This window comes from Streptomyces sp. NPDC058678 (genome assembly GCF_042714835.1).
Lineage (GTDB): Bacteria > Actinomycetota > Actinomycetes > Streptomycetales > Streptomycetaceae > Streptomyces.
In genome coordinates, this window is record NZ_JBHXSG010000041.1 from 21,859 (window position 1) to 39,194 (window position 17,336).

Here is a 17,336-nt window from a genome sequence, read left to right on the forward strand (position 1 = left end):
GTGTGCCGTGATCAAACATGCACTTGCAGTTGTCGCCCTGGCCGCAACATCCACCGTCCTGGCAACGGGAACCGCGTCCGCTGCGCCCCCTCCCAAGGCCGGCGACCATGCTGCCGCCGTGGCCCCCTTCGTTTCGGCCGTTTGCAACTCCAGGGTGCTGAACCGTCACCTCTGCCACAGGTGACCTGCTGAGCGACTTCCGTATCGAGCCCGAAGACCGAGGGGTACGCACAGTCTGAGCACCCCAGGAAGCACGAAAGCGGCCCCGCCCTCCCGAGGCGCATTCCAGGGGTCGTTGCCACACAAGTGATCAACTGGCTGTGGCCAGTAGCTCAACGAGACGCTCGGCTGGGGTTTCCCAGCCGAGCGTTTTGCGTGGGCGGCGACCCGCACTGCCACGGACGGCCCGGTTGGTCCGGTCGGGCCCGGCGGCTCCGTGATGGATGTACCGGGCTCGCCGCGGCTGCCGGGCGGCCCAGTGACGGGTCCCCCCCCGAGGCGCTCGACCTGTTGGGCGAGCGGCCGGTTGTACTCCCGTTCCGCCTTCAGCCGGTGGCCGAGCCGGCCGCCCTCTTGGCAGTGGCGGTTCTGCAGGACGCCTCGCCCGCGGCGAGTTCCCCCCGGCTTCAAGTGAGGGGGAGGGGCTGTTCGGCCCAGATCGTCTTGCCGTTGTACGTCTGGCGGGTGCCCCAGCCCTGGGTGAGCTGGGCGACGAGTAGCAGGCCGCGGCCGCCTTCGTCGAAGGTGCGGGCGCGGCGCAGGTGGGGGGCGGTACTGCTGGCGTCGGAGACTTCGCAGATGAGGTTGCGGTCGCGGATGAGCCGGAGCTGGATGGGGGCGCCGCCGTAGCGGATGGCGTTGGTGACGAGTTCGCTGACGACCAGTTCGGTGACGAAGGCGGCCTCGTCCAGGCCCCAGGCGGCCAGCTGTCGGCGGGTGTTCCTTCGGGTCTCGGCGACGGCTGAGGGATCGGGCGGCACGTCCCAGGTGGCGACATGTGCCGCGTCCAGGGCGCGGGTGCGGGCTATCAGCAGCGCCACGTCATCGGCGGGGCGGTCCGGGAGGAGCGTCTGGATCACGGTGTCGCAGATGCTCTCCAAGGACGGAGCCGGCCGGGCCAGCACCTCGCGCAGCGCGTCGAGGCCTTCGTCGATGTCGCGGCCACGGTCCTCGATGAGACCGTCGGTGTACAGCGCGAGGAGGCTGCCTTCGGGCAGTTCGAGCTCGGTGACTTCGAAGGGCAGGCCGCCCAGCCCCAGCGGCGGGCCCGGCGGGATGTCGGGAAATTCCACGGCGCCGTCCGGAGTCGCCACCGCGGGTACGGGGTGGCCCGCGCGAGCCAGGGTGCAGCGCCGGGAGACCGGGTCGTAGACGGCGTACAGGCAGGTCGCGCCGATGTCGCCGACGGCGACATCGGCCTCGGCGGACAGGTGGATGACCAGGTCGTCCAGGTGGGTCAGCAGCTCGTCGGGCGGAAGGTCGACATCGGCGAGGGTGCGCACGGCGGTGCGCAGGCGTCCCATGGTGGCCGAGGCCTGGATGCCGTGGCCGACGACGTCGCCGACGACGAGCGCGACCCGGGCGCCGGACAGCGGGATCACGTCGAACCAGTCGCCGCCGACGCCGGCCTGCGTACTGGCGGGCAGGTAGCGAGAGGCGACGTCGACGGCGGCCTGCGGGGGCAGCCGTTGCGGCAGGAGACTGCTCTGCAGGGTGAGGGAGGTGCGGCGCTCACGGGTGTAGCGGCGGGCGTTGTCGATGCAGACGGCGGCCCTGGCGGTGATCTCCTCGCCCAGGAGCAGGTCGTCCCGCTCGAAGGGTTCCGGGCGCCGGTGCCGGGAGAACGTCGCCACGCCGAGGGTGATGCCTCGGGCGCGCATCGGTACGGCCAGCACCGAGTGGAAGCCGTAGCGCCGCATCCGTTCGGCCCGGTCCGGGGCCTGGGTCGCCACCTGGTCCATCGTGGACACGGTCACGTTCTCGATCAGCGGCCGGCCGGTGGTCAGGCACCTGGCCGCGGTCGACTCATCCGGGTAGGCGGCCACTTTCCCGCGCTCCACCACGACCTCGGGGCAGCCCTCCAGGACCGACTGGTAGGCGACACGGCGCAGCATGACGGGGCTGGGCGGCGAGCTGTCGCGCGGGTCTTCGCCGCCTTCGATGGCGGGAAGCAGGTCGACGGTGACGAAGTCCGCGAGGTGCGGGATGGCGACGTCGGACAGTTCCTGCGCGGTCCGGGCGAGGTCCAGGGTGCTGCCGATGCGGATGCTGGCCTCGTTGAGCAGGGCCAGGCGCCCTCGGGCCAGGTGCTCCTCGGTCACGTTGTAGGCGGACAGGAGGACTCCCCGTACCGTTCCCCCGGCGTCCCTCACGGGGGTGAGCGAAGTCGACCAGATGCTCTCGCTCTCGTGGCCCGCCAGGCGCAGGACCTGCTGCAGACGCTGCTGTTCTCCGGTCTCCAGCGCCCGCCGCATGCACGCTTCCGTCCGGTCGCCCTCCGGGGCGACCACGATCTCCGACACACGCAGACCCTCCATCGCCGCTTCGGGCAGGCCGATCACACGCTCCATCTCCGCGTTCGCCCGCCGCAGCCGCAGGCCGGTGTCGTAGAGCGCCGTCGTGGACGGGGACTGGGTGAACGCCCACCTCACCAGTGCGTCGTCCTGGACGGGCGACGACGGCCGGGCCAGGGGGGACACCAGGAGCCACTCGCCGTCCCCGTTGTCTTCGTACCCGGGCTCCCGGCGGTGGGCGAGCAGGTTCACTGTGAGGCGGTGGCCGTCCCGGTGCAGGAGAGTCGCCGTCCCGTTCCACCTCGGCAGCTCCTGCAGGGAGCGCAGCGTCTCAGAGGTCGGCTCCCCGGCGAGCAACGGCGCCGCGGGCCGGCCGACGACCTCCGCGGACCGGTATCCGAGCAGCCGCCGCGCTCCCCTGCTCCACCCGGTCACGATGCCGTGCGGATCCACGGTGGCCCTGGCCGTGGCCGACTCGTCGACGGGGTCGTCCGGCCGCCACGCCGCCCGGTCGTCGTCGGCGGTTTCAGAACCCGTCATCACGTTCATCCGCCTCACCTCGGTCTTTCCACCGTGCGTCCCGGCCCGGCCAGGAGCAACCGACGGGGAGTGGTTGAACATATACGCTCAATAAGGCGATAAGTGTAAAAAGGCTATCAACGCATCGACGACGGAGGGTCGTGCCATGGCTGCCACAGGCGAGGGGACGTGGCCGGACGCGGCCGAATGGACCGGGAAGATCTACAGCGGTGGCTGGCGGCAGTCCGGGGGCGGGGCTCAGCCGGTGAACGAACCCGCCACGGGAGAGCGGCTGGCGGAGGTGGGTGTGGCGGCGCCCGCGGATGTCGCCCGGGCCGGGGCCCTGGCCGCCCGGGCTCAGCGGGCCTGGGCCGAGACGGCACCCCAGGAGCGCGCCGAGGTCCTGCTCCGTGCCGCCCGGGCACTGCGCGACAACAGCGGGGCGATCCGCGAGTGGATCGTCAGGGAGTCCGGAGGCGTCCCGGCGAAGGGCGACTACGAGATCGCGGCCGGACTCAGCCAGTTGTCGCAGGCCGCCGGGCTCGCCTCGCTGCCTCGCGGCGAGATCCTGAGCCCGCCGACACCCGGCCAGGCCAGTTACGCGTGGCGGGTACCGCTGGGTGTGATCGGCGTCATCAACCCCTGGAACGCCCCACTGCTGTTCGCCATGCGGGCCCTCGCGCCCGCTCTTGCGCTGGGCAACGCCGTCCTGCTCAAACCCGATCCCCACACACCGGTGTCCGGCGGCGTCGTCGTGGCGCGGCTGTTCGAGGATGCCGGGCTGCCGGAAGGGCTGCTTCATGTCCTGCCCGGAGGCCGCGGCACCGGTGAGGCGGTCGTGGCTGATCCCCACGTCGCCATGGTCGCCTTCACCGGCTCCACCGAGGCGGGACGGGCGGTCGCCCGCGCCGCGGGCGACGGGCTCAAGCGGGTGGCCCTGGAACTGGGCGGCAAGAACTCCATCGTCGTGCTCGACGACGCGGACGTCGACGCCGCCGCGGCAGCCGGGGCGATGAGTTCCTTCGGTTACCAGGGGCAGGCCTGCGTCGCCGCCGGACGTCATCTCGTGCACGTCGACATCGTGGAGCCGTACACCGAGGCACTGATCAGGCAGGCCGGCGCGCTGCGGGTCGGCGACCCCCGCGAGCAGGGTGTCGCCCTCGGTCCCGTGATCAGCGAGCGCCAGGCCGCGAGGATCGAACGTCTCGTGGACGAGAGCGTGGCCGCCGGGGCACGGGTGCTGGCCGGCGGACGCCGTGACGGGCTGTTCTACCCGCCCACCGTCCTGGACCACGTCGAGCGGACCATGCCAGCCTTCACCGAGGAGATCTTCGGTCCGGTCGCCCCTGTCGTCGCGTTCCGTACCGACACGGAGGCCGTCGAGATCGCCAACGACACCGCATACGGTCTGACGGCGGCTGTGCACTCCCGTTCGGTGCCGCGGGCCGCGCTCATCGCCGAGCAGTTGCGCACCGGAATGGTGCACCTCAACGACGTCTCCGCCAAGGACGCCGCGAACGCCCCCTTCGGCGGGATGGGAGCATCGGGCAACGGCTCCCGCATCGGCGGCACCGCCAATCTGGAGCAGTTCACCCAGTGGCGCTGGATGACGGTGGCCGAGGCGGTCTGATGCCTGCGGCGCCGACGGCGTCCGCGCCGCGGCACCTGTGACCTGTGTTGTCAGTGCCCTGTGTTGTCAGTGCCCTCCGGGGCAACAGGCAGGTCACAGAGCAGGTCGTAGTGGAGTTCGGGCGCGATGAGGCGGGTCTCGCCGGACATCTCCTGCAGCAACGGGGTGCGGCTGTGGTTTCAGCAGTCCGGCGGCTATGGCCCCGTCGAACCGGGCTGGGCCTTCGGGATCCGGTGGGTGAAGAACATCGCGAGGAGGGCGGTGAAGGCGAGGATGGCGAGTGCTGCGCGCAGACCGTCGATCCTGGCCGCGGCGTTCGAGTCGAGCGCCGCCCGAGTCACCTCCGTGCTCGTGCCCGCTTCGTCGAGGGCGGTCTTGAGCTGGGCGTCCGACAGGAACGGCGCGCCGCTCTGGAGTTCCACGCCCGCCCGGTTCTTGACGTCGGCCGGGACCGCCGGATTCTGCTCCACGCTGGTCAGGAACGAAGTCGTCAGCGTGGCGATCATGATCGATCCGGCGAGTGCCGTACCGATCGAGGCGCCGAGATTGGTGACGGCGTTCTGGACGCCGCCGACCTCCGCGCTCTGAGCCTCCGGCACCGCGGATACGGTGACCGCCCCGAGCTGGGACGCCAGCGCGCCCATCCCAAGCCCGATCAGCAGGAGCGGGATGGCGACGATTTCCGCACCGGCGTCTGCGTCGAGCGCGGCCATCAGGACCACCGCGCCCGCGAGCAACGCGAGGATCCCGAGCCGTACCACCCGCCGTGGAGAGACGTCCGGAAAGAAGCGGGGGATCAGGATCGCGGCCGCCAGAAGGGTGACCGACAGCGGCAGGATGCGGGCACCGGTCGCGAGCGCGGACAGGCCCAGGGCCACCGACAGGTAGAGCGGTACGACGAAGAACACGCCCATCTGTACGAGGTACTGGAAGAAGAACATCGTCAGCCCGCCGGTGAGTTGCTTGTTCTGCAACATGGCCGGGTCGATGAGCGGCTCCCTCCGCCGCTCCACCAAGCGGGCCTCCCAGCGGAGAAGGAGCCAGATCAGAAGGAGGCCGGCCAGCATCAGCCACACGACCAGCGAAACTCCGAGCCACGAAGGCGCCTCGGGCTTCGGCCGGAACCAGCCCCATTCGTCCGAGCGGAGAACGCCGTAGACGAAGATGCCGAGCCCGCTCGCGGAGAGCACGACGCCGACGAGATCGATGCGCGGGCGTTCGCCGATCGGCGCGTCCGTGATGCGGCGTGCGAGCGCCAGGATGCCGAGCACCATCAGCACCTCACCCGCGAAGACCCACCGCCAGGAGAAGTACGTGGTCGCGACACCGCCGATGAGCGGCCCGACCGCGATCGCCACGGCCCCCGCGGCCGCGACGAGTCCGTAGGCGGCGGGCCGGCGTTCCACGGGGAAGTTGCTTGCCACGAGCGTCACGATCGCGGGCAGGATGAGCGCCGCTCCGATCCCCTCCAGGAACGCCCAGCCGATCAGCAGCACGGGCAGATTCGGTGCGAGCGCCGTTACCAGGGAGCCGCAGCCGTAGATACCGCAACCGATCATGAAAACGCGTTTGCGGCCGATCAGCGCCCCGGCCTTGCCGCCGGGAATCATGAACATCGCCATCACGAGGGTGTAGGCCGTGATGGCGCCCTGGATCCCCGTCACGGTCGTGCCCACGTCGTCGGCGACCGTCGCGATCGACACGTTCATGACCGAGCTGTCGAGCGCCATCAGGAACTGGCCGGCCGCGAGTGTCAGCAGGACGATGCGTGCCGTTGCCGCAGTGCCGGCAGTGCCTGCAGTGCCTGCCCCGGGTGTCATGCGCGCATCGTCTCAGCAGCCCCGGAGGGCGATCCGCGCCACGCCAAGGAGGTCAACCGGTTGGCGGGCCCCTCAGCGGGGACCGGGTCGCGTATCGGGCATGGTGACCGGTCGTCGGAGTCCATCACCGGTCCGTGGTCTGGTCGTACAGGCTTCGGCCCGCGACGAAACGGCCACCGAGGCTCCGTCCCCGTAAAGGGACGCCGTCGTGGCCTGAGGTCCAGTCCTCGGACCTCGGACCGGGAGTCGCCTCGTGTGGTCCTCGGCGGCGGGCTGCCGCAGCGTGCCGGACAGTGAGCTGTCGGTCGGGATCGTGCTCCGTGTCACCTCCGGCAGGGGGAGCGCATCGAAGGCCGTGCGAGCCACCCTTGTCGCAGCGCCGGGAGAGGCGCCGCAGCACGACGGGCTCGGCCAGCCCTGGTTAATTCGGCATCGCTCAGGAACTGAGCAGCCTGCTCTTCTGCTCCTCGAACTCGGCCTCCGTGAGGACACCCTGAGCCTTGAGTTCCCCGAGTTGCTTCAGCTGGTCGATCTTGCTGCTCATGTCGACGGGCGGCTGCGCGGCAGGGGGCCCGGCGGGTGCCGCCGGCTGCAGCGCGGCGTCCTGGTAGTCCTGTTGGGCCCATCGCCCCTGCTGGCGGCGGGACACACGGTTCGACACGGCGGTCGCTGTACCGGCCACGACGGCTGTGCGGGCGACCCCGCGGAGGAGACCTGGCACGGCGATTCCCTTCTCGAAGGAGGCATGCGGGACAAAGGTGCGAGCCAAGCGCGGGAGACAAACAAATCCCCGGCCGACGCGCAATTACCGGCACACCGGACCCTCCCATTGGATCACCGTACGAACTTCCCCGCATCTCGGCCTCGGCGCTGCCCGGCGTGCATATCGGTGTTCTGCCGGGCTGTGATTCTCATGGCAAGCTGATATGTGGGCCATGTGGCCGCGCGGCCACATCAAGTGGCGAGGTCTACGCGGGAGGAGCCCGAAATGACCACGACGGGAATGCACCACCGGCACGGAGCCACGAGCGGCAGCGAAGGGGCGTGGGTGGCCGGCTGGACCGGTTTTGCCGGGGTCATGATGATCTTCGGCGGGTTGATGGCGATATTCCAAGGAATTGCCGCCATTGCCAAGGACGACGTCTTCGTCGCCACCCGCGACTACGTCTACAACTTCAACCTGACGAGTTGGGGATGGATCCACCTCGTCCTCGGTGTTCTGGTGGTCCTCGCGGGCGCCGCCGTGTTCCGTGGGGCGGTGTGGGCGCGGGTGGTCGGAATCGCCCTGGCCGGCCTGGCGATGATCGCCAACTTCATGTGGCTCCCGTACCAGCCCGTCTGGGCCATCGTGCTGATCGCCGTGGATGCCTTCGTCATCTGGGCGCTGTGTGTCGGAAAGGGCCGGGAGGCTCGCACCGATTAGTCGTCTGCGCCGTGCCGTCCAACCCGGCGGGCGGGAAACGCGCCGAACGGAGCGGGACAGCACCCACCCCGGGCGGTGGCACGGGACGCGCCGCCGGGCCCGCAGGACCCATGGACGCCACAGCCGGCCTTCCGGTGGATCTCCTCCCGGGTGCGGGCCGCCGTCGCTCCCCGGGGCGGACGAAGGTGAGCAGCGGGCCGACGACCGTCTGCCTGGACACCACCAGGATCGCTCCCGGCATCACGGCCGCGCCCTGTGACATCCCGAGGAGCGGTGCGGCCACCAGCGCCACAGACAGCGCCACCGAGGCGACGGTGAGCAGCGTGCCGAGCCAGATCAGCCGCACCGCGAACCCGCCGGTTGTGGGCGATGAACATCTTCAGGTCGAGGCCGAGTCCGGCGTCGTAGAGAAAGCACCGCGACCGCCAGCGGGACCAGCGGGGAGAAGGTGCTGCCCAGGAGCCGCCCGGGGTGGACGTCGTCGGTCAGTGCGCCCGCGGTGAATCCGACGGGCAGCAGCAGGATCAGCGCGGGGATGCGCAGCCGGCTCGCCACCACCTGGCAGCCCGCGGCCAGTACGACGATCAGGCAGGCCGTGGCCCAGGAGTACTTGGCCTTCCGTCACCGCTAGGCCTCCCGCACCGCTGAGGACACCCGAGCGGACCCGGCCCCGTGGCCCGCGGTGGCGGAGTCACTACGTCGACGGCTGACCCGGATCGGTGGCATCCAGTGCGGCCAGGACGTCCGGCACCGGGATCCGCCCGGAGGCGACCAGCTGCCCGCCGCCGCGTCGCAGGGCGGTGGCGAAGGGCGCGGCCCACAGGTTCTCGTAGATCAGGATCCCGGCGGAGGTGCCGGGTTCCAGGGCGGCAGCCGCCTCCTCGATGTCGTCCTGGCCCAGCAGGCCGGAGGAGACGCCCTCGAAGACGGCCAGGTCCAGAGCGCCGTCGCCGGTGAGGTCGGCGATTTCCAGGCCGACCACGGATCCGTCCTCGTCCTTCCGGACGAACAGCAGATCGAGGATCCGAATGAGGCCGCGATCCACCAGGTCGACAAGGAGGGGAAAGCCCTCGCCCGTCATTCGGTTGCCGGGAAATTCAACGACCACATAGTCGATCGGACCCATCATTTCAGCGGATTCATCGCTCATGGCTTCACCCCTGGGTGGTCATGACATGGAGAATTCCCCCTACTTCCGTATGCCATTGCATCACCGGACGGAAGGCGCCGCACTTCAGTGCGGTATCAACCCGTCGGGCCCGTCCAGGTCGCGGGGCCCGATCAGCGCGGGTCTCCTGTGACCATGACGAGCAGCTCACCTCCGCCGGGGCCGGACGAGCCCTCCGCCGGCCCGTCCGGCGACCAACAGGCCTCGGCGCGGGACCGCGACGAGCTGGCCGAGCTGCGGCACAGGGTGAGGGCCCTGGAGAGCACCGGGCGGTCGCCGGGGACACGGCACCACTGGTTCCGGTCGACGGGGTCGGTCCTGCTGCTCCTCCTCGCCTCGCTGCTGTCGCTGCTCGCCGTCGTCGCGGTCTGGGCGAACAGCATCGTGCGGGACACGGACCGCTACGTCGCCACCGTCGGGCCGCTGGCGAGTAATCCGGACGTACAGAAGGCGATCACCAACCGGGTCACCTCAGCGGTCCTGGCGCGGGTCGACGTGGAGGGACTGGTCAAGGAGCTGGAGCGGGCGGCGGCGCGGCAGGGGGCCCCGCCCAAGGCGGCCAAGCTGCTCGGCGATCTGAAGGGGCCGATCACCAGCGGCCTGACGAGCCTGGTCAGCCACACCGTGGAGCGGGTGGTCGCCAGCAGTGCCTTCGACACCGTCTGGGTCACCGCGAACCGCAGGGCCCACAACGCGCTCGACGAGGCCCTCACGGGCGAGTCCGACGCAGTGGTGTCCGTCGAGAACGGTCAGGTCACCATCGACGTGGGACCGATCGTGGCCCAGGTCAAGGACCGGCTGGTCAGCGCCGGCTTCAAGCCGGCCGCGGGTATCCCGGCCGTCCACACCGAGTTCGTGGTGTTCGCGTCGAAGGACATCGGCAAGATCAAGTGGTATCTGCGGGTACTGGAGATCGTCGGCAGTTGGCTCCCCCTCATCGCCGTACTGGTCGGCGCCGCGGGCGTCTACCTGGCCGTGCACCGCCGCCGGGCCCTGATCGGGGCCGCCCTCGGGGTGTTCGCCGCGATGCTGCTGCTCGGCATCACGCTCAGCGTCCTACGATCCGTCTACCTGGACCATCTGCCCGCCGGGGCATCGGAGGCCGCCGCCGGTGCGGTGTACGACGCGCTGATCAAGTTCCTGCGCGCCGGCGTACGGGTGCTCGGTGCGGTGGCTCTGGTGACGGCCGTCGGTGGCTTCCTCGTGGGCCCGTCCCGGGTCGCCGTCCTCACCCGTACGGGCTGCCGCAAGGCCATCGGCGCCCTCCGGGACGCCTCCGTGTCGGCGGGGCTCCCGCTGGGGGCGGTCGGCCGGTTCGTCCACCGCTACAAGGACTGGATCGGCGGTGTGATCCTGGTGGTCGCCGCGATCGTCCTGTTCACATGGAACTACCCGACCGTGGCGGTCGTGGTGTGGACGCTGGTGATCGTGCTGATCGCCCTCGCGATCCGCGAGTTCCTGGACAGTGACACTCCTGACACGCCGTCCGCTGCTACGCCTGGCGCCTGACCGCGCGCTCGTGCCGGCGCGCGCCCACCCGGCGCCGGATCGCCCGCCGGCACTCGAGTATGCCGGTGCCGACCCCGATCGGTACGACGATGTTGAGCAGCGGTTGGAGCAGCGAACCCCACGCCTCGTCCCAGCCGGCGAACGCCGTCGAGACCCCGATGTCGGCCGCCGCCGGAACACGGGGGTCCCTGAGCCCGGCAACTCGGCCTGCGAGGCCCCGGTACCTGCCGCAGGGTGGGGATGCGGTCGCCCAGCGAGCTGAGCCAGGTGGTGGCACGGCGGGCGGCGATCTGCGGCGCTGAGGCGGTCTTCACCCGGCTGTCGTGGCTGACCGGCCCCTGCGTCGTGGTGGCCGTCGGCATCACCACCCGTGCGGTCATCGCGCGGGAACCCACCGTGTCCCGGCACCTCGGCTCACCCGAACAGCCCAACTCGCCGGAGTCATGCCCCGGGGATACCTTGGTGTCGGGCTGGACGCCCTTTTTCGACCGGCAGGACCGGAGCAGTTCCGAGGACGGTGGCCGGCATGACCGAGGCGCAGCACTACGACGTCATCATCATCGGAACCGGTGCGTGCGGTGGGACCATCGCCCACCGGCCGGCACCCACCGGGAAACGGATCCTCCTTCTCGAACGCGGTGACCACTTTCCCCGCGAACGCGGCAACGGGGAATCGACCGCGGTCCTCGTCAAGGGGAAATACCGCGCCCCGGAGTTCTGGGACGACAAAGACGGAAACCAGTTCCCGCCCGAGGTCGATTACTGCGTGGGCGGCAACACCAAGTTCTTTGGCGCCGCACTCCTCCGCACGCGCCCCGAGGACTTCGGTGACCTCCGCCACCACGACAGCGTGTCCCCCGCCTGGCCGCCGATGGGCATCCACCTGCACAAGGGCATGCCCATCGGCGCCACCGCACATCGGGCGGGCACGGTCCGCTTCGGTCGTGACTCTTTCTCCCCGAGCACCGGAGCGGTCAGTACGTCCCTGCCCGCCGTCGCCGACGCCCTGCGCGTCGGCGACCACACCGTGGAGCGGCCGCAATGACCTCCCACCACCTGACCGGCGGCGACACCAGGAACCGCACCCCGCGGGAGCGAGCCGCACTCGGGAAGGCCGCCCGGTCGTCCGTACCCCGCTCCGGCCACGCCGAGTTCGCCCCCACGCCGAAGCGGCCCGACCCGGTGGACGTCATCGAGGCACAGTCCGCGACGCGGGTCCCCGAACTCGTACCGATCCGCTACGGCAGGATGACCGAGTCACCCTTCCGCTTCTACCGGGGGGCCGCCGCCATCATGGCCGCGGATCTCGCCGGCACCCCCTCGTCCGGGATCAGGACACAGTTGTGCGGGGACGCGCACCTGCTGAACTTCCGGCTGCTGGCCTCGCCCGAACGCCGCATGATGTTCGACATCAACGACTTCGACGAGACGCTGCCCGGCCCGTGGGAGTGGGACGTCAAGCGCCTGTCCGCGAGCTTCGTCATCGCCGGCCGGGCGAACGGCTTCAGCACCAAGGAGCGGGCCGGCATCGTACGGGCGACGGTGCGCTCCTACCGCGAGTGGATGCGGCGCTTCGCCGGGATGGGCAATCTCCCGGTGTGGTACGCCCAGTTCGACGAGGCGTGGGTGCGGGAGCAGTTCGCCCCGGAGCTGAGCAAGCGGGCCCGCGACCGCTGGTCGGGGGCCGTGTCGAAGGCACGTACCCGGGACAGCCTCCAGGCCTTCGACAAACTCACCCAGGTAGTGGACGGGAAGGTCCGCATCGCCGCGGATCCGCCCCTGATCACGCCGATCCAGGACCTGCTTCCGGACGTCGAACGCGGCGCCCTGGAGAAGGAGATCCACCGGCTGATCGAACACTACGGTCAGACCCTGCAATGGGACCGGCGCTTCCTGCTGGAGCAGTACCGGGTGGCCGACATGGCCCGCAAGGTGGTCGGGGTCGGCAGCGTCGGCACCCGCTGCTGGATCGTGCTCCTGCTGGGCAGGGACGACACGGATCCGCTGCTCCTCCAGGCCAAGGAGGCGGACCAGTCGGTGCTGGCGCCCTTCGCCGGCTCCGCCGGCTTCAGGACGCAGGGCGAGCGTGTGGTCTGCGGCCAGCGGCTCATGCAGGCCACCAGCGACATCTTCCTCGGCTGGGAACGGGTCGACGGCATCGACGGCCGCCGACGGGATTTCTACGTACGGCAGTTGCGGGACTGGAAGGGCATCGCGGAACCCGAGTCGATGGTGCCGGCCAGCATGCGGACCTTCGGTGAGCTGTGCGGTGCCACGCTGGCCCGTGCGCACGCGCGGTCGGGTGACCGGATCGCCATCGCCGCCTATCTGGGCAGCGGCGACTCCTTCGACCGGGCCTTGGTGACGTTCGCCGAGCGCTACGCCGACCAGAACGAGAAGGACCACCAGGCACTCGTCGAGGCCGTCGGTACCGGGCGGGTGACGGCCGAAGCAGCCTGAAGGCCCGCGTCGGCTTCCTGTCCCCCCGCAGCCCCGGCCGGCTCAACACCCTCGACGCCATGACAGGGGCAGGCCGGAGCAATGGTGGCGGTGGGCGATGTTCTACGCGGTGATGGAGATGGCAGTTTCCTCGGAGGTGTGGGCGCCGAGGTCCGAGGCGCCGATCGGGAGTTGAGGCGGGCGAGTCGCGCCGCCGTGACGCCGGCCTCGTGCAGTCGTGGTCACGTCGCCTGGGAGACGTCGCGGGCGAGGAAGACGCCGCACGTGCCGGACGCCTCCCGCGGGTTCATGAGCGGTCCCCTTGGTGCTGTCCTGCGGGATTTGTGCTCGGTTGCGTGCGCTGGGCCACGTCCGCCGCGGCGGCGGTGCGGTCACGGGTGTCGGCGGCGGGAGCGATGAGGATGGCGGAGGCGACGAACACCAGCACCACCAGCATGGCCGAGCGCAGCCCGTAGTGGTCGCCCAGGAACCCGAGGGCGGGCGGTCCCACGAGGAAGGCGACGTAGCCGATGATGGCGACCAGCGAGACGCGGGCGGTCTGGTCGGGGCCCGAGTCGCCTGCCGCCGACAGGGCGACCGGGAAGCCGAGGGATGCCCCAAGTCCCCAGAAGAGTACGGCCGTCGCCGCTACGACAGCGTTGTCGGAGAAGATGACCAGGAGGAGTCCGACCGCACCGGAGACGGCACTCGCGCGCACGACAGCGGCCCGCCCGAAACGGCTGAGGAAGAACCTGCCGCTGAAGCGCCCCAGGGTCATCGCCGCCGCGAATCCCACGAAGACGAGTGAGCCCATCGCGGCGTCAAGGCCGTGGCCGTCGACCATGAGCAGCGGCAGCCAGTCGTTGGCGGCGCCCTCGGCCAGCGCCATGGCCAGCACGATGGCGCCGATCAGCAGCAGCTTCCGGTCCTTCCACACCTGCGGCTTGGATCGTTGCCCCGGAACCGGAACCGGCCCCGGCCCCGGCCCCGGCCCCGGCCCGGCCCCCGGCGTCGACGGCGCGGCGCTGATGCCGATCCCCGCCGGAATGGCACGCAGGGCGTGGACCAGCATCCCCGTGGCGACCAGGGCGACCACGGCCAGATGCCAGTGGGCGGGTACTGCGGTGGCGGTCGCCGCCATTCCCGCCGAACCCCCGATGACCGTGCCCAGGCTGAAGCAGCCGTGCAGCGTGGGCAGCACCGCGGTCCCGGTGATGCGCTCCACGTCGGCGCCGTCCACGTTGATCGCCACTTCGCCCCCGCCCATGCCCGCGCCGAACAGGCACAGTCCCGCGGTGACCAGGGGTGCCGACGGCACGGCGCTGCCCACACCGATGACGACCGTGCCCGCGATGATCAGGGAAGTGCCGAGCACGATGACCGGCCGGGTGCCGAACCGGGATACGAAACGGCCGGAACACAGGATGCCGATCATGGAACCGACGGACAGACCGAACAGGACCAGCCCCATCTGCCCGATGGACAAGGCCAGTTGATCACGGACATCCGGGGTGCGCGTGACCCAGGACGACATGGCGATACCTGGAAGGAAGAACAAGAGGAACAAAGCTTGACGGCGTCGGCGTACGGCGCGGTCTTCCAAGGGGGAGCTCCGCTGGGTTCGGGACATGGTTTTCGGAAGGCGATCCGTCCGATCGCCTGCCGAGTATCCGCACTCGAACCGGCGCTCGGCAAGGGAGGGCCGGATACCCCGCTCGGCCGCCGCCTAAGCAGGGCAGCGGCACTCATGCCCACGCGATGGCGCGCACGTGAATCGTCGGACGGACCCGAAGAACCCGGTCCGTCCGACGATCGGGAACGAACGGCGGCGTCAGTCCGTCAGTTGAGCGTCCACCGCTGGTTGGTTCCTCCGTTGCACGTCCACAGGTCGATCTTGGTTCCGTTGGCCGTGCCGTTGTTGTCGGCGTCGAGGCAGAGCCCGGACTGGTTGTTGGTGATGGTGCCGTCGGAGTTGACGGTCCACTTCTGGTTGGTGCCGCCGGTGCAGTCCCAGATGATGACCTTCGTGCCGTTGGCGGTGCCGTTGTTGTCGGCGTCGAGGCACTTGTTGCCGTAGGCCACGAGCTCGCCGCGCGACGTGGACGTGAAGGTCTGGTTGTGTCCGCCGACGCAGTCCCAGAGGGCGAGCTGGGTGGCGTTGGTGATCGAGTTCTTGGCGATGTCGAGGCAGCGGTTGGAGCCGGCCCCGACGATCTCGTTGCCGTTGGTGCCCGCGATGCCCTGGAGCAGGACGGCGTCGAGGTTGGGCGCCCAGCCGCCGCTGTTGGAGAACTTCATGGTGTTGGAGCCCTTGGCCATACCGACCAGCACGGAGACGGTGCCGGAAGTGGTCCAGGAGCCGGTCGGCGGGAACGAGACCACGGTGGGCTGCTGGCCGTCGACCTGGAGCGTCGCCGTACGGGCCGTGCTGTCGCCGTTGACGTAGGCGATGGTGGCGAGCTTCACGCCGGACGTCGAGGCGCTGACGTTGTCGAACGTCAGGGTGTTGGCCGAGCCGTTGCCGATCCAGCCGACCAGCGAGCCGCCCGAGCAGTTCGCGCAGGTGCCGGTGGCGGCGGTACCCGCGAGGGTGTTGGAGGAGGACTCCGCCTCGTAGGTGGTGCCGGAGGCCTCGGTGCCGGTGACGGTGAGCAGCACCGCTTCGCCGGCCGGGACGCCGGCGGTGTAGCTCGTCGCGGAGCTGCCCGCGTTCGTCGCCGTCCATACGTTGCGCACGGAGGCGGAGGCCGTGGTCAGGCCCAGGTCGGCCCAGCGGGCGGTGATGGACGCGGCGGAGGAGGTCCGGTTGAGCAGCAGCACGGCCCGCTTGCCGGTGCCGGACAGGACCTTGCTGTAGACCTGCAGGCCCTTGGTGTCCTCGGCGACCTTGACGCCCTGGAGGCCGCGGGCGTCCTGGTCGATGGCGATGACCTCGGAGTTCGTGAGGATCGAAGCGGTGGTGGAGCTCATGGCGGTGAGGTTGTTGCCGGCCAGCAGCGGGGCGCCGGAGATCGCCCACAGGCCCATGTGTGTGCGGTTCTGGGCGGCACTGAAGCCGTTCATGCCGACCATCAGCATGTCGGGGTCGTTGTAGTACCCGGTGTGCTGGGACGACGGGTGCAGCGCCTTGTCGAAGTTGGCCAGCATGTTGGCCGTGGAGGGGCTGTTGCCCCAGAAGATGATGTCGGTGCTGGTGCGCCACATCGGAGCCGTCCCCGCGCCCCAGTTCCAGGGGTTGCCGGTGCCCCACTCGCAGAACGACAGGACCAGCTTGCGGCCGGTGATCGCCGCCGCGGCGTCGTTGGCGGCGCTGATCGCCTTGTACGTGGTCTCCGGGTCGAGGCCCTCGGCGTTGCCACCGCACCAGTCGATCTTGACGAAGTCGTAGCCCCACTCCTGGAAGGTCCGCATGTCCTGCTGGTAGTGGCCCTCACTGCCGGTGTTGGGTGCCGCGGGCCTGGTGGTGGGGTAGTAGTAGCCGCAGCCTTGCTTGCCCGCGTCGGTGTAGATTCCCGCCTTCAGGCCCTTGCTGTGGATGTAGTCGGCCATGGCCTTCATGCCGCCGGGGAACAGGCTCTCGTCGGTGACGATCTTGCCGTTGGCGTCGCGGGCGCCCTGCCACCAGCCATCGTCGATGTTGACGTACTTGTATCCGGCGGCGGCCATTCCGGACGAGACAAGTGCGTCGGCCTGGGCCTTGATGGTGTTGTAGTCGATGCTGCTGGCGAAGCTGTTCCAGGAGGCCCAGCCCATCGGTGCCGGCGGAACCGCGACCTGGTTGGTGGTCACCGCGACCGGCTCGGTCCGGCCGAGGTCGGCCGACGGTGTCCGGGCACCGCCCATGGCCACAAGCCCCGCGAGAGCCAGGCCGAGGACCAACGCCTGGACGGCGAGGGATCTTATCCAGGGGGGCACGGCGGTTCTCCCTGATGGCATGAAATCAACCCTTTCGTCAGCGAACGAACGACAGCAGATACGAGATGTATGGGCGACAGGGCGGGGGTACGGGCGAGGCGTTCCGGCTCCGTCATACGGCTGGACAGAGCAGGGCATAGCGGTTGCTGAGTCGGGGCCACTGCGGCAGAAATGTTACCGCTCACATTTTCCTGGCCGCAGAACTCGGCGACAGACGGTGGGGGAAGGGAGGGTGCAGTGCGGCTTTTGGCCAGGTCAGCTACGAGTCCGTCCCGGTGCGTGGGTCCCTGCACGCTTCCGGTGTCGGACGTTGAGGCCCAGTGACGCAGAGGTAGTGTGAACGCTAACATTTGGCCCTCGCAATACCCCGCGTGAAACTTTCTTTTGGCGTCCCGTCAGG

10 protein-coding genes and 1 pseudogene are annotated in these 17,336 nt (G+C 70.0%); 5 read left to right on the top strand and 6 right to left on the bottom strand.

All coding sequences use genetic code 11. The features are described 5' to 3' along the window. Positions 1-626 precede the first annotated feature (626 nt). On the bottom strand, positions 627-3,062 hold the full coding sequence (locus ACFWWR_RS31120) for a SpoIIE family protein phosphatase (RefSeq protein ID WP_383868572.1): 2,436 nt from the start codon (positions 3,060-3,062) through the stop codon (positions 627-629). A gap of 136 nt (positions 3,063-3,198) precedes the next feature. Between ACFWWR_RS31120 and ACFWWR_RS31125 the strand changes: the two genes are divergently transcribed. Beyond that, positions 3,199-4,662, top strand: a complete 1,464-nt coding sequence (locus ACFWWR_RS31125) for an aldehyde dehydrogenase family protein (RefSeq protein WP_383868574.1) — start codon at positions 3,199-3,201, stop codon at positions 4,660-4,662. Positions 4,663-4,856: 194 nt separating this feature from the next. On the opposite strand, the gene ACFWWR_RS31130 is transcribed toward ACFWWR_RS31125, so the two are convergent. Together ACFWWR_RS31130 and ACFWWR_RS31135 are read right to left on the bottom strand one after the other, a co-directional pair. Further along, entirely contained in the window at positions 4,857-6,482 is a 1,626-nt protein-coding gene (locus ACFWWR_RS31130; RefSeq protein ID WP_384306699.1) for an MFS transporter, read from the bottom strand. Between the two features lie 436 nt (positions 6,483-6,918). Then, the gene (locus ACFWWR_RS31135; RefSeq protein WP_384306702.1) at positions 6,919-7,203 is read right to left on the bottom strand and encodes an SHOCT domain-containing protein; all 285 of its coding nucleotides are present in this window, start codon (positions 7,201-7,203) and stop codon (positions 6,919-6,921) included. 267 nt (positions 7,204-7,470) lie between these two features. Here ACFWWR_RS31135 and ACFWWR_RS31140 point away from each other — a divergent pair, with 267 nt between their 5' ends. Continuing rightward, on the top strand, positions 7,471-7,905 hold the full coding sequence (locus ACFWWR_RS31140) for a hypothetical protein (protein ID WP_383868580.1): 435 nt from the start codon (positions 7,471-7,473) through the stop codon (positions 7,903-7,905). 694 nt (positions 7,906-8,599) lie between these two features. Here the strand turns inward: ACFWWR_RS31140 and ACFWWR_RS31145 are convergent. Further along, the gene (locus ACFWWR_RS31145) at positions 8,600-9,055 is read right to left on the bottom strand and encodes a DUF6325 family protein (protein ID WP_383868582.1); all 456 of its coding nucleotides are present in this window, start codon (positions 9,053-9,055) and stop codon (positions 8,600-8,602) included. 153 nt (positions 9,056-9,208) lie between these two features. On the opposite strand from ACFWWR_RS31145, the gene ACFWWR_RS31150 reads away from it, so the two are divergent. From ACFWWR_RS31150 to ACFWWR_RS31160, 3 genes and pseudogenes are all read left to right on the top strand, one after another. Further along, a complete protein-coding gene (locus ACFWWR_RS31150; RefSeq protein ID WP_384306704.1) occupies positions 9,209-10,582 on the top strand; it encodes a hypothetical protein in 1,374 nt (457 codons plus the stop codon). A 526-nt stretch (positions 10,583-11,108) separates the two neighbouring features. Further along, positions 11,109-11,450, top strand: a pseudogene (locus ACFWWR_RS31155) (dehydrogenase); the annotation flags it as partial. 173 nt (positions 11,451-11,623) lie between these two features. Further along, on the top strand, positions 11,624-13,042 hold the full coding sequence (locus ACFWWR_RS31160; RefSeq protein ID WP_383868586.1) for a DUF2252 domain-containing protein: 1,419 nt from the start codon (positions 11,624-11,626) through the stop codon (positions 13,040-13,042). A 286-nt stretch (positions 13,043-13,328) separates the two neighbouring features. Here the strand turns inward: ACFWWR_RS31160 and ACFWWR_RS31165 are convergent, their stop codons facing one another. Next, positions 13,329-14,651: an MFS transporter gene (locus ACFWWR_RS31165; protein ID WP_384306707.1), complete on the bottom strand. Its 1,323-nt coding sequence runs from the start codon at positions 14,649-14,651 to the stop codon at positions 13,329-13,331. Between the two features lie 209 nt (positions 14,652-14,860). Then, positions 14,861-16,957 (bottom strand): RICIN domain-containing protein, encoded by a 2,097-nt coding sequence (locus ACFWWR_RS31170; protein ID WP_383868590.1) that lies wholly within the window; start codon positions 16,955-16,957, stop codon positions 14,861-14,863. Positions 16,958-17,336: the final 379 nt, after the last annotated feature.

What these genes read in the sequence shown, in the direction of transcription:
- ACFWWR_RS31120 (WP_383868572.1), bottom strand. Translation starts at nt 3,062, where the DNA reads ATGAACGTGATGACGGGTTCTGAAACCGCCGACGACGACCGGGCGGCG.
- ACFWWR_RS31125 (WP_383868574.1), top strand. Translation starts at nt 3,199, where the DNA reads ATGGCTGCCACAGGCGAGGGGACGTGGCCGGACGCGGCCGAATGGACC.
- ACFWWR_RS31130 (WP_384306699.1), bottom strand. Translation starts at nt 6,482, where the DNA reads ATGACACCCGGGGCAGGCACTGCAGGCACTGCCGGCACTGCGGCAACG.
- ACFWWR_RS31140 (WP_383868580.1), top strand. Translation starts at nt 7,471, where the DNA reads ATGACCACGACGGGAATGCACCACCGGCACGGAGCCACGAGCGGCAGC.
- ACFWWR_RS31145 (WP_383868582.1), bottom strand. Translation starts at nt 9,055, where the DNA reads ATGAGCGATGAATCCGCTGAAATGATGGGTCCGATCGACTATGTGGTC.
- ACFWWR_RS31150 (WP_384306704.1), top strand. Translation starts at nt 9,209, where the DNA reads ATGACGAGCAGCTCACCTCCGCCGGGGCCGGACGAGCCCTCCGCCGGC.
- ACFWWR_RS31160 (WP_383868586.1), top strand. Translation starts at nt 11,624, where the DNA reads ATGACCTCCCACCACCTGACCGGCGGCGACACCAGGAACCGCACCCCG.
- ACFWWR_RS31165 (WP_384306707.1), bottom strand. Translation starts at nt 14,651, where the DNA reads ATGTCCCGAACCCAGCGGAGCTCCCCCTTGGAAGACCGCGCCGTACGC.
- ACFWWR_RS31170 (WP_383868590.1), bottom strand. Translation starts at nt 16,957, where the DNA reads ATGCCATCAGGGAGAACCGCCGTGCCCCCCTGGATAAGATCCCTCGCC.